The organism is Pseudomonas sp. LAMO17WK12:I5 (assembly GCF_900215165.1).
In the GTDB taxonomy this organism is placed as follows: domain Bacteria; phylum Pseudomonadota; class Gammaproteobacteria; order Pseudomonadales; family Pseudomonadaceae; genus Aquipseudomonas; species Aquipseudomonas putida_A.
Map to the genome: position 1 here is coordinate 268,639 of NZ_OBDS01000007.1, position 13,779 is coordinate 282,417.

Sequence of the window (13,779 nt, forward strand, 5' to 3'; positions counted from 1 at the left end):
CTGCGACTTGATGCATATCAACGCCTGCGACTGGTGGTCTGCGGGCAGGCCGGTATAATCGGCGCCCTTCGCGCCAATACCTTTACCGTGAGCCCCATGATCCTTCCCGAAATCCACGAATTCCTTGGCTGCCGCACGCCCGACGCCTGGGTCCAGGCGGCACTGGCCGATCAAGAAACCCTGCTGATCGACCACAAGAACTGCGAGTTCAAGGCCGCCAGCACCGCGCTGAGCCTGATTGCCAAGTACCATTCCCACGTCGACCTGATCAATATGATGTCGCGTCTGGCCCGGGAAGAACTGGTGCACCACGAACAAGTCATGCGCATCATGAAACGCCGCAAGATCGAGCTGCGCCAGTTGCACGCCGGGCGTTACGCCTCGGGCCTGCGCAAAGTGGTGCGCAGCCATGAGCCGGTGAAACTGGTGGATACCCTGGTGGTCGGTGCATTTATCGAAGCGCGCAGTTGCGAGCGTTTCGAAGCGCTGGTGCCGCATCTGGACGAAGAACTCGGCAAGTTCTATTTCGGCCTGCTGAAAAGCGAGGCGCGGCACTTCCAGGGTTATCTGAAACTGGCTTACCAGTACGGCGACGCGAAGGACATCGCTCAGGTGATCGACAAGGTGCGTGCTGCCGAGCAGGAGCTGATCGAGTCGCCGGATGAAGAATTCCGCTTTCACAGTGGTGTGCCGGCCGCGGCCTGAAACACAAACTGTTAAAAACTCTTAAGAGTATGAAATATCACCGAGAACCGGCCCCTGCGGCCGGTTTTTGCTGCCCGAAACAACGCCTCTCCGACGAATCCCGCCATACTGTCGCCCACTTCACACATGGGTTGGCAGACGGTCGTTATGGATAACCTGGGTTTTGGCAAAGTCCTGCTGGTCGAAGACGATGAGCGTCTGGCCACGTTGATTGCGCACTTTCTCGAACAACATGGCTACGAGGTGCGCGCGGTGCATCGCGGTGATCTGGCAGTGGCCGCGTTTCTCGAGTTCCAGCCCAAAGTGGTGGTGCTCGACCTGATGCTGCCGGGGCAGAGCGGCCTGCACGTGTGCCGGGAAATCCGCAGCGTGTCGGACACGCCGATTGTCATCCTCACCGCCAAGGAAGACGACCTCGACCATATTCTCGGCCTGGAATCCGGCGCCGACGACTACGTGATCAAACCGATCAAACCGCCGGTACTGCTCGCTCGGCTGCGCGCCTTGCAGCGGCGGCAGATGCCGGAAGCTGGCGTGGTCAGTGCGCTGGAGTTCGGGCGCTTGAGCATCGATCGCAGCTGTCGCGAAGTGCGTCTGGCCGGCGAGATCATCGAAATGACCACCATGGAATTCGAGCTGCTGTGGTTGCTGGCCAGCGCCGCGGGCAAGACCTTGTCCCGCGATGACATTCTCAACCGCATGCGCGGCATCGCCTTCGACGGGCTCAATCGTAGCGTCGACGTGTACATCAGCAAGTTGCGCAACAAACTCAAGGACAACCCACGCGAACCGGTGTGCATCAAGACCGTGTGGGGCAAGGGGTATCTGTTCAATCCGTTCGCGTGGGAGCTGTAGATGCTGCGGTTATTCCTCGGGCTGTTTCTGGTGATGACGGTGGGCCTGGTCCTGGCCCTGCAAACTGTCGAGCGTACGTTCGATGCCTTGCTCGACTATCAGATGCAGGATTACAACCGCGAGGCGGTGCGTGGTCAGGCCTGGACGCTGGGGGAGTTGCTGCGCAACCTCGACGGCCCGGCCCGTGAAAAACAATTGCAGGCCCTGCGCCCGCACTATGGCCTGGGGTTGACCTTGGTCGACGCCGATCAACTGGCGCTCAGCGACGAGGAAAAAGCCGAGCTTGCTCAAGGCTTGCTGGTGATCCGCGACAAATACACCCAATACATTTCAGCCATCGACGGCGGCTCGCAACTGCTCAGCATTCGCTTGCCCGCCGAACCCAGCCTGATGCCGTTCTACATTGCCGGTGCCTACTTGATGATCGCCGTGCTGATCGGCTGTGTGTTGTTTTTCTGGGTGCGTCCGCACTGGCGCGATCTGGAAAAACTGCGCCTGGCCGCCGAGCGTTTTGGAGACAACGATTTGTCGGTGCGCATTCAACTGTCAAAACGCTCGAACATCCGCGATCTGGCGGAACACTTCAACCTGATGGCGGCGCGCATCGAGAGCCTGATCGCCAATCAGCGCGAACTGACCAATGCCGTGTCCCACGAGTTGCGCACGCCGATTGCGCGGCTGTCGTTCGAACTCGATCAGCTCAAGCAACAGCCGGACGCCACTCAGAACCGCGAACTGATCGCCGATATGTACGCCGACCTTGGCGAGCTGGAAGAAATGGTCTCCGAACTGCTGACCTACGCCAGCCTCGAACGCGGTGCGACGGTGATCAAGCGCGAAAACATTCAGGCCGCCAACTGGCTCGACAGCGTGGTCGGCAGCGTGGCGCTGGAGGCGGAAGCGGCGGGAGTGCAGTTGCTGATTGGTGACTGTCGGCTCGACACCGTGCGCATTGAGCCGCGGTTCATGGCGCGCGCAGTGATCAATCTGCTGCGCAACGCCATTCGTTATGCCGAGCAGCGGGTTGAAGTGACACTGGTTCGTAGCGGCGATTACTACGAAGTGCGGGTCAACGACGACGGCCCGGGTGTGCCGGTGGAAGGTCGGGAGAAAATCTTCGAACCGTTCTCGCGGCTGGATGCCAGTCGCGACCGTCGCACCGGTGGCTTCGGCCTGGGGCTGGCGCTGGTGCGGCGGGTGTCGCAGTCCCATGGCGGACAGGTCGAGGTCGGGGAGTCGATTTGGGGCGGGGCGTCGTTTCGCATGACCTGGGCGCATCTGGACTGATTTGTGTAGACAGGTTGGGCCCTATCGCGAGCAGGCTCACTCCTACATTTGGAATGCATTCCCTTGTAGGAGTGAGCCTGCTCGCGATAGAGCCATCAATCACAACACAACCCCCTGCTCATTTGACCAACTCCAACCGCTCATGCCACTGCGCAATCGACTCCTCGGGATACACCGCAAACTGCTTGTCCTTGGGTTTCGCATCCACCTCGACCCAGGGCGCCTTCGACCCCAGCATCAAATGTGTGTGCTGCGGCGGCACCGGCAGTGGCGTATCGATGGCCGAGGCGAATGGATGAATCAACTCCGGCCATTCCGGGCTGAACAGCCACAAGCCGCTGCCGCACTGTGAGCAGAAATGCCGCTCGGCGGTGCTGCGATGGGCACGTTTTTCACCTGCTTCCTTCATCTTCGCGTGGTAGATGCTGATGTGCTTGCGCCCCTGAATCTTGAGGCTGGCCGCATCGCCACCGAGATTGATTGCATAGCCGCCACCGCCCTGAGTCTTGCGGCAGATCGAGCAGTAGCAGCGTTGATAGGGGTAGGGATGGGCGCTGGTCAGGCTGAAAGTGACGGCGCCGCAATGGCAGGAGCCTTCGAGGTGCATGAGGGGCCTCCGGTTGGCTGAAGGGGTGCGGTTGAGCCTAGAAGATTTGTGGCGATCATGCAGACGCTTTCGCGAGCAGGCTCGCTCCCACAGGGAAGCGCGTTCGAGAATGTGGGAGCGAGCCTGCTCGCGAAGAACGATAGCTCTGTCGCACTGGACGCCCACCGCCAGCCCGGTCAGCATGTCCCAAAAAAAGGCACCCCAACCCATGCGAAGACTCCCCTCACTGGCGGCCCTGCGAACCTTTGAATGCGCCGCCCGCCACGCGCATTTCGGCCGGGCTGCCGCCGAGTTGTGCGTCACCGACAGCGCGGTCAGCCACCAGATCCGTCAGCTCGAAGAGCAGCTCGGCGTTTCGCTGTTCATCCGCGAAGGCCGGCAGATCCGCCCGACCATCGCCGCCGGACGCCTGATGCAGAGCCTGCAGCAGGCCTTCGAACTGATCGGCGAGGCCTGTGATGAACTGCGCGATCCTTCCTCGCTGGCGGTGTTGCGCCTGGCGGTCACCGCCGAGCTGGCGCAAAAGTGGCTGATGAACCGCCTCACCGATTTCTACGTGCGCTATCCGCACATCACCCTGCATCTCTACGAACAGCCGATCGACGCCAGCGCGCCGGGCGAAGACATCGACCTGGCGATCACCTACGGCACCGGCCCGGTGGACAGCAGCGCCTACTTCGTACGGCCGTTGCCTGCGCTGCAATTCTTCCCGGTATGCAGCCCGGGGCTGTTCAATCAGGGCAGTCTGAAATCCCCGAAAGACCTGGCGCGCCACTGCCTGCTGCACGACGATCAGGACGGCAAGACCTGGACCGCCTGGCTCACCAGTCACGCCGGCGATCTGCGCCCGCAGCGCCAGTTGTATTTCGCCCATGCCGGTCTGGCGCTGGAAGCGGCGGCGCAGGGGCAGGGCGTGGCGATGGGCGACAACCTCACCGCGCAGGAGGACTTGCTGAGCGGGCGGCTGGTGCGGCCATTCACCTCGAGCATGACCGCGCTCGGCCAATACGCGCTGGTCTGCGAACGGCTGCGCCTGGAGCGGCCGGCGGTGGCGCAGATGCTTGAATGGTTCAACGATCAACTGGCCGATTGATGAGTTGAATTCAACTGTTCCGCAATATTCATCGTTGGCGGGCCAGCCGCCCGCGATCGTAGCCTGTGGTCATTCCCAACCCCAAGACGAGGTTTGACCATGGCACGTTTGCTCGACTCCACCCCCAAGCGCGACGGCTTCCGTCTGCCCGGCGAATTTGAAGCCAAGTCCGGCTGCTGGCTCGGCTGGCCGGAGCGCACCGACGTATGGCGCAACGGCGCGAAACCGGCGCAGAAAGTCTGGGTGCAGATCGTCACCGCCATCTCCCACAGCGAACCGGTCACCGTCTGCGCCTCCGCCGCGCAATTCGCCACCGCCCGCCGCCAGTTGCCGCCGCAAGTGCGCGTGGTCGAGATGACCTGCAACGACACCTGGTTCCGCGACAGCGGCCCGTGCTTCGTGGTCAACGACCAGAGCGGCGAAGTGCGCGGCGTCGACTTCGAATTCAACGCCTATGGCGGCCTCGACGGCGGGCTGTACTACCCGTGGGACAAGGACGACCAGATCGCCAGCAAGATCCTCGAAATCGAACGTTTCGACCGTTACCGCGCGCCGCTGATTGCCGAACTCGGCGGCATCCAGAGTGACGGCCAGGGCAGCATCCTCACCACCGAACAGTGCCTGCTCAACCGCAATCGCAACCAGCATCTGGGCAAGGACGAGGTCACTCGGCGCCTGACCGATTACCTCGGCGCCGAACAAGTGATCTGGTTGCCACGTGGCTGCAAGTTCGACGAAACCGATGGCCATGTCGATGACCTCGCGTGCTTCGTGCGTCCCGGCGAAGTGGTGCTGCAATGGACCGACAACCGCGACGACCCACAATGGGAAATCTATCAAGAGGCCTACGACATCCTGCGCAGCACCCGCGACAGCCGTGGTCGCGAGTTGATCGTGCACAAGCTGCCGCAACCGGACGTGCTGGAGTGGACCGCCGAAGAAGCCGAAGGCCTCGATCAGCAGGACAGTACCCACACCCGTCAGGCCGGCACCCGAATCTGCGCGTCGTATATCAACTACTACGCCGGCAACAGCTCGATCGTGGTGCCGCTGTTCGGTGATCGCAACGATCAGGTGGCGCTGGCGACCCTCGCCGAACTGTTCCCGCAGCACAAGATTGTCGGCATCGAGAATTCCCGGGAAATCCTCCTCGGTGGCGGCAACGTCGCGTGCATCACCATGCCGCAATACGCCGGCCAGAAAAAAGGAGCCTGACCATGGGCCTGCACAAACTGAGTAAAGCGTTATTGCTGGTGCTTGCACCCCTGTGTGTGCAGGCTGCCGAAACGGCGAAACCGGTGGTCAATCTGTACATCTGGGGCGAGTACCTGGCCCCGGATACCCTGAAGAATTTCGAGGCGAAAACCGGGATTCAGGTGGTCGCCGATCACTTCGATTCGCTGGAAACCGTAGAGACCAAACTGCTCACCGGGCGCAGCGGGTATGACCTGGTACTGACCGCCGGGCAACACCTGTCGCGAGCCATCGAGAGCGGTGCGATCCAGCCGCTGGACAAGGCGCGGGTGCCGCACTTTGCCGGGGTTGGCGAGGAGTTCCGCCAGCACATGGCGGTGTTCGATCCGGGCAACCGTTACGCCGGGATTTATGCCTGGGGTACCACCGGCGTGGGTTATCAGGAACAGGCGATCAAGCGGCGTCTGCCAAACGCGCCGACCGACAGTTGGGCGATGCTGTTCGACCCGGCGGTGGTGGCGAAATTTGCCGACTGTGGCGTGAGTCTGCTCAACGATCCGAACGAAGTGTTCGCGGCGGTCATGAAGTACCTGGGCCTGGACATCAACCGCCAGAACCTCGATGACTTGAAACTCGCCGAGCAGCAACTGGCGAAGATCCGCCCGTACATTCGCTACTTCGACAACGATCTGAACATTAGCGACCTGGCCAACGGCAACACCTGCGTGGCGATGTCGTGGAACGGCAACGTGGCGATTGCAGCCGGGCAGGCGCAAGCGGCGAACAAGCCGTTCCAGCTCAGTTACCGCATCCCCAAAGAAGGCACGTTGATCTGGTTCGACGCCATGGTCATTCCCAAGGATGCGCCGCATCCACAGGCCGGGCTGGCATTGATGGATTATCTGATGACGCCTGAGGTGATCGCGCCGATCACCGACACCATCCACTACGCCAATGCGATCACGGCGGCGGATGGTCTGGTGGATGCGTCGATCCGTAATGATCCGGGGACGTATCCGTCGGAGGCGGTGCGGGCTTCGCTGTATAGCAAGAATGACAATGGCAAGGCGTTCAATCGGGCTTTGATTCGGGCGTTCAGCAAGTTGAAGTCAGGTCTTTGATTTGAGGTTGAGTCGACGGGCGCCTTCGCGAGCAAGCCCGCTCCCACATTTTGAAATGCGTTCCTCTGTGGGAGCGGGCTTGCTCGCGAAGAACGATAACGCGGTCTAGACCTTGGCAACGCGCCACAAATACCAAGCTGCCACCGTCCGATACGGACTCCACGCCAAGCCGATCTCGATCATCTGCCTGCGCGTCGGCTGTACCTCCAGCGCCTTCAATCGGCGATAGCCCTCGCGCACGCCAAAATCATCCGCCGGCAGAATATCCATGCGCTCCAGGCTGTAAATCAGCAGCATCTCCACGGTCCAGCGGCCAACCCCGCGCAGGCTGACAAGGCGTTCGATCAGCGCTTCATCCTCCATTGCCAGCGCGGTGGGATAATCCGGCACTACACCGTCCAGCGTTGCCTGGGCGATGCCCTGAATGGTCGCAATCTTGCCCGCCGAAAAACCGCAGCCGCGCAGTTGATCGAAGTCGGTCGCGAGAATCTGTTCAGGCCGGGGAAACGTCTGCCCCGGAAACAGCGCCACCAGACGCCCGACAATTGCATCCCCAGCCTTGGCGTGCAGTTGCTGATAAGCAATTGCCCGCACCAGCGATTCGTAAGGGTCACGCGCCGGGTGCGGTTGATGCAGGCACTGGCCGACGGCTGCAACGTGGCGCTGCCAGTCCTCGTCGAGCGCGGCCAGAAATTCGCTGGCCGCCTGATAACGATCCGGCATGCTATTTCAGCAGTCCGTTGACTTCGCCGTAGGTCAGCGCCTTCAGATCATGGGTGTCGAGCTTGCCGCTGGCGAGGAAGCTTTTCACCAGCGAGCCCATTGCGCCGTAGAGGAACTCGGCGATTCCCGACCCGGCGCTCAGGCGCCGCACGCCCAAAGCTTGCAGCTCGGTCGGCGAGGGCAGGCAGGCGAAGCCGAGCACGTTCACCGGCAGTGACGTGCCCTTGCAGATTGCCTCGATTTCATAAGCGGCGGTCACGCCAGCGGCAAACAAACCATCGGCTCCGGCCGCCTGATACAACCTCGAACGGCGCAGGGTTTCGGCGACGCGATCCTCGGCCGGGACCAGACCCTTGAGGTAGACGTCAGTGCGCGCGTTGATGAACAGCTTCACATCACGTTTGCGGGCGACTTCTCGCGCCACTTCGATCTTGCGCGCCAACAGCTCCGGGGCGCCGCTGCCGTCCTCGATATTGATCCCGACCGCACCGGCGGCAAGCACCGCGTCGATCACTTCGGCCACGCGCTCGAGGTCATCGGAATAACCCGCCTCGATGTCCACGCTCAGCGGCACCTGGATCACCCGCGCGATGGATTCCACGGTTGAAATCAGCCGTTCGAGGGGCAGGGTGTTGCCGTCTGGATAGCCATGCGCCCAAGCGACTGCCGCGCTGCTGGTGGCGACCGCTTTACCGCCTGCATGCTCGACCAGTCGCGCGCCAGTGGCGTCGGCGACGTTGGTCAGGATCAGCAGACCTTCCTGGTGTAACTGGTGGAACCGAGTGTCGAGCGCGTTCATCGAAATCCCTTCTTGTGAGTGGAGCGAAGCGTCAGAAAGCCAGTGGTTGCGTGAGCTGCACCGCAGCGTTTTCCAGCCTCAGCAGAAACGCCTTGCGCGGCTGTCCACCACCATAGCCGGTCAGCGTACCGTCCGCACCGATCACCCGATGGCACGGAACCACGATCGACAGCCGATTGTGCCCATTGGCCAAACCTACCGCGCGACTGGCGCCGGGTTTGCCCAGGCGTGAGGCGATGGCGCCGTAGGTGCTGGTCTGGCCATAGGGAATTTGCAGCAGTTGCTCCCAGACTTGCTGGTCGAACGCGCTGCCGGGCAGATGCAGCGGGACACTGAATGCACTGCGCGTCCCGGCAAAATATTCGTTGAGTTGCTCTTCGATCTGCCGCAAAGGCGCGTTGTGTCCCGGGGCGACCACGTAGCCATGACGGCTTTGCAGCTCTTCGACTTCGCGGGTCAGCGCCGGGCGATCGAGAAACTCCAGCAACACCAGTCCGCGACGTTCGGCCATGGCGATCATCGGCCCCAGCGGCGTGGTCAGGCGGGTGAACAGCAGCGGTTCACTGCTGGCCGCACGACCCGGGGTGATGTGGAACGACTTCTGGAACGCATCGCGAAAACCGCTGATCGATTCGTAGCCGGAATCGAACGCCGCATGATCAATCGAGGTGCCTTGGCGAATGCCGCCCAGTGCCATGCCGAGCCGGCGCGTGCGCAGCCACGCATGAAAGGTCATGCCGAAATGCTGCTTGAACCAGCGCCGCAGCTTCAGCGGTTCGATGCCTTCGGCCAGCAGTTGCGCATCGCTCCAGCGCATTTCCGGGTCGGCATCGACGGCGGTGAGCAGGCGCTGCACCCAGTCGGGGGCGATGGCTGCGGCGTCCAGCGGCTTGCAGCGCAGGCAGGCGCGATAACCGGCGCTCAAGCACTCATCGGCATGGGCGAAGAATTCGACGTTCTCCGGTTTCGGCTTGCGCGCCGTGCAGCTGGGGCGGCAGAAGATCCCGGTGGTTTTCACGGCCGTGAAGAACACCCCTTCGTAGGCGGTGTCGCGTTCGAGCATGGCGCGAACCATCTCGGCGTGGGGCGGCAGGAGTGCGGTTTGTATGTTCATGGGCAGAGCTTAAATCCAGGTTTTCGATGGCTCCACCGAAAAATCGACAGTGAATTTTTTCGATTCTGCACCACAATCAGCGGATCGCCGATTCGCTGGAGCCAACCATGCCACCGTTCATCATTCAACACATCGATCACATCGTCCTGCGGGTCGCCGATCTGCAACGCAGTATCGATTTCTACCGCCAGGTGTTCGGCGCCGAGGTGGTCAGGCACAACGAACCATTGGGTCTGGTGCACCTGCGCGCCGGCACCTCGATGATCGACCTCGTCGACTTGCAAGGCGAACTCGGCAAAAAGGGTGGCGGGGCGGCCGGTACCGAGCGGCGCAACGTCGATCACTTCTGCCTGCGCATCGAGCCGTTCGATGAACCGGCGCTGACCGAGCACTTGCAGGCGCACGGCCTGAGCGTGGAAAAAGCCGCCAGACGCTTCGGCGCCGAGGGCTACGGCCTGTCGTTATATTGCTTCGACCCGGACGGCAATCAGGTTGAGCTCAAAGGCCCGTCCGAGGCCTAGGTATCACGCGCGTTTCGCCAGCAACAACACCGAAGCTGCCGCCGACAACAGCCCTGCGCAACAACGGTTGAAGATCCGTTTGCCGCGCGGCTCGGCGAACCAGCGGCGCATGTGCAGGCCCATCCACGCGTAGGCGCCGAGGGCGATCCACTCCAGCAGCAGAAACAGCGCACCGAGCACGGCGAATTGCGCCGGCACCGGGCGGCTCGGATCAACGAATTGCGGCAGAAACGCGGTGAACAACAGGATCGCTTTCGGATTACCCGCCGCTACCAGAAACTCCTGACGTGCCAGCCGCCAGAACCCCACCGACGCTCCTGCGACCTGCTGCTCGGCCTCGGGGTTGGCCCGCCACAGTTGCCAGGCCAGGTAAAGCAGGTACGCCGCGCCGATGATCTTGATCGCATGGAACAGCCATTCCGAGGTCTGCAGCACCACCGACAATCCTGCCCCGGCGAGGGCAATCATTGCGGCGAATGCAACGATTCGCCCGATACCGGCGGCGCAGGCCCGACGATAGCCGTAGCGGGTGGCATTGCTCACCGACAGCAGGTTGTTCGGGCCGGGGGCCATGTTCAGGGCGAAACAGGCCGGGAGAAACAGCGAGAGCGTGGCGAGATCCATGGGCTTGGGCTCCGGAAACGATGGTGCTTTTTTATCACAGGCTGCGGGCGCCTTGACCCGTACAGTCACGTGGTGCTGTCGCGGTACAGCATCAGCAGCCCGTCCATCGAGTCGAACTTTTCCGGTTGGCCGAAACTCTCAAAGGTCTGAAGGCGATGGTTTCGTCAGAAAAATCTGTGCGCCAAGTCAGAAAAAGGCGTTTGCCGTGTAATATCCTTCCAAAGCTGCAAACACCCTGCCGGCCCCGAAGCGGCCCCACCAAGAGCGATCTACATGCAAGCAAAGGCCCGTGAAGTTTATGTGCCACCGGTGCTGCAAGATCTGCGAGCCGGCACTGCCGAACTGCACATCGCACTGGAAAAACGTCTTCCTTTTTTCTCCGATACCCTCGATTCCAACGCTTTTGTACGGCTGATGCAGGCCTACTACGGCTTTTATCGACCGCTGGAAAGCGCATTGCTCGACAGCGGCGCAATCCCGGTCGATTTCGATCTTGCGCCACGTCTCAAGGCGCCGACCCTGTTCAATGATCTGAGGGCCCAGGGTCTGTCGGTCGAGGCTATCGCCCGTTTGCCGCTGTGTCAGGCGCTGCCCGTGATCGACTCCAGCGCTGCCTGTCTGGGAGTGACGTACGTGCTGGAAGGGGCAACCCTCGGCGGGCAGATCCTGCGCCGCGAAATCGCCTCGCGGTTGAGCCTGAACGCCGACAATGGCGCGGCGTTCCTCGACATTTATGGCGCCGCCACTGGCCGCCGCTGGCGCGCTTTCATTGAATACTTGGGCAGTCGATCGCTGGATGCGAGCGAACGTGAAGCCGTGGTTGCGGCGGCCCGAACCACATTCAGTTGTTTCGAGCGCTGGCTCGAAAGCCGGGAGGTACTGGCATGAACCCGCAAGACCAAGAAGCTTTTGAAGAACTGCTGGCCAACTGTGCCGACGAACCGATCCGCTTTCCCGGGGCGATCCAGCCTCATGGCCTGTTGCTGACCCTGAGCGAGCCGACGCTGGAAATCATTCAGATCAGCGCCAATGTCGAGACCCTGCTGGCACGCCCGGCGCAGGAACTGATCGGCCAGCCGCTGCACGAATTGCTGGGTGAGACGCACGCGGTGGCCGTGCGCGAGGCGTTGCAACAACCGGTATTTGCCGATGCCGCACCGCTGCACTTTCGCCTCAACGGCACCGCGTTCGAGGGTCTGCTGCACCGTCATCAAGGCGTGTTGATCCTGGAACTGGAAATCCACGTCGAGAACTTCCAGCCACGTAACGTCGCCGGCAACCAGACCCATCTGGGGCGCATGCTCCAGCGCTTGCAAGCGGCCACTTCGCTGCAGGCCCTGTACGACATCAGCGTCAAGGAAATCCAGGCGATGACCGGTTACGACCGGGTGCTGATCTACCGCTTCGAGGAGGAGGGCCACGGTCAGGTGATCGCCGAGGCGTCCGATCCGTCGATGGAAGTGTTCAACGGCCTGTTTTTCCCTGCCTCGGACATCCCCGAGCAGGCGCGCGAGCTGTACCGCACCAACTGGCTGCGGATCATCCCGAATGCCGATTACCAGCCGGTGCCGCTGGTGCCCAAGTTGCGCCCGGACACCCAGACCCCGCTGGACCTGAGTTTTGCCACTCTGCGCAGCGTCTCGCCGATTCATTGCCAGTACATGAAGAACATGGGCGTGCTGTCGTCGATGAGCATCTCGCTGCTCAAGGGCGACAAACTCTGGGGCCTGATCAGCTGCGGCAACCGCCAGCCGCTGCACGTGCCGCATGAACTGCGCAGCGCGTGCCAGACCATCGGTCAGGTGCTGTCGCTGCAGATCAGCGCGATGGAAGCGCTGGAAATCAGCCGCCAGCGCGAGGAGAAAGTCGAGGCGTTGGCGCTGCTCAATCAGGCCATGATCGACTCGCCGGAAAACGTCTTCGACGGTCTGGCGCAACAACCCCAAGTGCTTATGGCGCTGGCCGGGGCCGGGGGCATTGCGATCATCGAAGACAAGCAATTGCACCGTTATGGCAACTGCCCGGAGCCGGAAGACATTCGCGCCCTGCACAAGTGGTTGCAGAACACCGGCGAGCCGGTATTCGCCAGCCATCATCTGGCGAGCGTTTATCCGCCAGCCGCGCAGTTTCAGCAAGTGGCCAGCGGCGTGCTTGCCATGAGCCTGCCCAAACCGGTGGACAACGGGGTGATGTGGTTCCGTCCCGAGGTCAAGGAAAACATCAACTGGAGCGGCGACCCGCGCAAACCGCTGGATCTGGAAAATTCCGACGCCGGCCTGCGTCTGCGTCCGCGTACTTCGTTCGAAATCTGGAAAGTCGAGATGGCCGGGATCTCCACCAAATGGAGTCATGGCGATCTGTTCGCGGCCAACGATTTGCGCCGTTCGGCACTGGAAAACGACCTGGCGCGACAGGTACGCCGCGAGCAGGAGGCGGTGCGCGCCCGTGATGAACTGGTGGCGGTGGTTTCCCATGACCTGCGCAACCCGATGACCGTGATTTCCATGCTCTGCGGCATGATGCAGAAGACCTTCAGTTCCGACGGCCCGCACACCTCGCGGCGCATCTCCACGGCTATCGACACCATGCAGCAGGCAGCTGGGCGGATGAACACGCTACTGGAAGATCTGCTCGACACCTCGAAGATCGACGCCGGGCGCTACACCATCGCCCCGCAGACCCTGGATGTCGGGCAGATGTTCGAGGAAACCCAGTCGCTGCTCGGGCCACTGGCGCTGGACAAGGACATCAATATCTCGTTCGAGGCCGATCCCGACCTGAAAATCCACGCCGACCCGGAGCGCCTGTTTCAGGTGCTGTCGAACCTGATCGGCAACGCGATCAAGTTCACCCCGCGCAAAGGTTCGGTGGGCGTGTTGGCCAAGTCTGACGGCAAAGAGATCGTGTTTACCGTGCGCGATACCGGCGAAGGCATTCCCAAGGAAAACCTGGCGCGGGTGTTTGACCGCTACTGGACGGTGAAGGAGGGCAACCCGACCGGAACCGGACTGGGCTTGTACATCACGCAGGGGATTGTTGAAGCCCACGGCGGGCGCATCGAGGCCAGCAGTGAGCCGGGTGAGGGCACGGAGTTTCGGTTTACCGTGCCGGCGATGCTCTCCGGGGAATGAAGAAA

Annotated in this window: 14 protein-coding genes; 9 read left to right on the forward strand and 5 right to left on the reverse strand. The window is 61.9% G+C overall.

Annotation, left to right across the window (positions count from 1 at the left end):
* The first annotated feature begins 96 nt into the window (after positions 1-96).
* The 3 genes from CRO59_RS14510 (at position 97) to CRO59_RS14520 (ending at position 2,847) form a co-directional block, all read left to right on the forward strand.
* Positions 97-705, forward strand: coding sequence for a tRNA-(ms[2]io[6]A)-hydroxylase (locus CRO59_RS14510; RefSeq protein ID WP_007965776.1), 609 nt, complete (start codon positions 97-99; stop codon positions 703-705).
* A gap of 147 nt (positions 706-852) precedes the next feature.
* Entirely contained in the window at positions 853-1,560 is a 708-nt protein-coding gene (locus CRO59_RS14515) for a response regulator (RefSeq protein ID WP_027613172.1), read from the forward strand.
* Positions 1,561-2,847, forward strand: coding sequence for an ATP-binding protein (locus CRO59_RS14520; RefSeq protein WP_097087958.1), 1,287 nt, complete (start codon positions 1,561-1,563; stop codon positions 2,845-2,847).
* A 118-nt stretch (positions 2,848-2,965) separates the two neighbouring features.
* Here CRO59_RS14520 and CRO59_RS14525 read toward each other — a convergent pair whose 3' ends face one another.
* A complete protein-coding gene (locus CRO59_RS14525) occupies positions 2,966-3,454 on the reverse strand; it encodes a GFA family protein (protein ID WP_097087956.1) in 489 nt (162 codons plus the stop codon).
* 208 nt (positions 3,455-3,662) lie between these two features.
* Between CRO59_RS14525 and CRO59_RS14530 the strand changes: the two genes are divergently transcribed.
* From CRO59_RS14530 to CRO59_RS14540, 3 genes are all read left to right on the forward strand, one after another.
* Positions 3,663-4,547, forward strand: a complete 885-nt coding sequence (locus CRO59_RS14530; RefSeq protein WP_097087954.1) for a LysR substrate-binding domain-containing protein — start codon at positions 3,663-3,665, stop codon at positions 4,545-4,547.
* Between the two features lie 99 nt (positions 4,548-4,646).
* Entirely contained in the window at positions 4,647-5,762 is a 1,116-nt protein-coding gene (gene aguA / locus CRO59_RS14535; protein ID WP_027613168.1) for an agmatine deiminase, read from the forward strand.
* Positions 5,763-5,764: 2 nt separating this feature from the next.
* On the forward strand, positions 5,765-6,862 hold the full coding sequence (locus CRO59_RS14540) for an extracellular solute-binding protein (protein ID WP_027613167.1): 1,098 nt from the start codon (positions 5,765-5,767) through the stop codon (positions 6,860-6,862).
* Between the two features lie 105 nt (positions 6,863-6,967).
* Here the strand turns inward: CRO59_RS14540 and CRO59_RS14545 are convergent, their stop codons facing one another.
* The 3 genes from CRO59_RS14545 to CRO59_RS14555 are packed head-to-tail and all read right to left on the reverse strand — an operon-like array spanning position 6,968 to position 9,498.
* Complete coding sequence (locus CRO59_RS14545; RefSeq protein ID WP_097087952.1) at positions 6,968-7,585, reverse strand: DNA-3-methyladenine glycosylase; 618 nt, start codon at positions 7,583-7,585, stop codon at positions 6,968-6,970.
* Between the two features lies 1 nt (position 7,586).
* Positions 7,587-8,384: an isocitrate lyase/phosphoenolpyruvate mutase family protein gene (locus tag CRO59_RS14550; RefSeq protein ID WP_097087951.1), complete on the reverse strand. Its 798-nt coding sequence runs from the start codon at positions 8,382-8,384 to the stop codon at positions 7,587-7,589.
* Between the two features lie 31 nt (positions 8,385-8,415).
* Positions 8,416-9,498, reverse strand: coding sequence for a bifunctional transcriptional activator/DNA repair enzyme AdaA (locus tag CRO59_RS14555; RefSeq protein ID WP_097087948.1), 1,083 nt, complete (start codon positions 9,496-9,498; stop codon positions 8,416-8,418).
* Between the two features lie 107 nt (positions 9,499-9,605).
* Between CRO59_RS14555 and CRO59_RS14560 the strand changes: the two genes are divergently transcribed.
* On the forward strand, positions 9,606-10,019 hold the full coding sequence (locus CRO59_RS14560; RefSeq protein ID WP_097087946.1) for a VOC family protein: 414 nt from the start codon (positions 9,606-9,608) through the stop codon (positions 10,017-10,019).
* A 3-nt stretch (positions 10,020-10,022) separates the two neighbouring features.
* On the opposite strand, the gene CRO59_RS14565 is transcribed toward CRO59_RS14560, so the two are convergent.
* Complete coding sequence (locus tag CRO59_RS14565) at positions 10,023-10,643, reverse strand: LysE family translocator (RefSeq protein WP_097093090.1); 621 nt, start codon at positions 10,641-10,643, stop codon at positions 10,023-10,025.
* Positions 10,644-10,916: 273 nt separating this feature from the next.
* On the opposite strand from CRO59_RS14565, the gene CRO59_RS14570 reads away from it, so the two are divergent.
* Both CRO59_RS14570 and CRO59_RS14575 read left to right on the forward strand, forming a co-directional pair.
* A complete protein-coding gene (locus tag CRO59_RS14570) occupies positions 10,917-11,531 on the forward strand; it encodes a biliverdin-producing heme oxygenase (protein ID WP_097087943.1) in 615 nt (204 codons plus the stop codon).
* Positions 11,528-13,774, forward strand: coding sequence for an ATP-binding protein (locus tag CRO59_RS14575; RefSeq protein ID WP_097087942.1), 2,247 nt, complete (start codon positions 11,528-11,530; stop codon positions 13,772-13,774). Before CRO59_RS14570 ends, CRO59_RS14575 begins: the two co-directional genes overlap by 4 nt.
* The last annotated feature ends 5 nt before the right edge of the window (positions 13,775-13,779 follow it).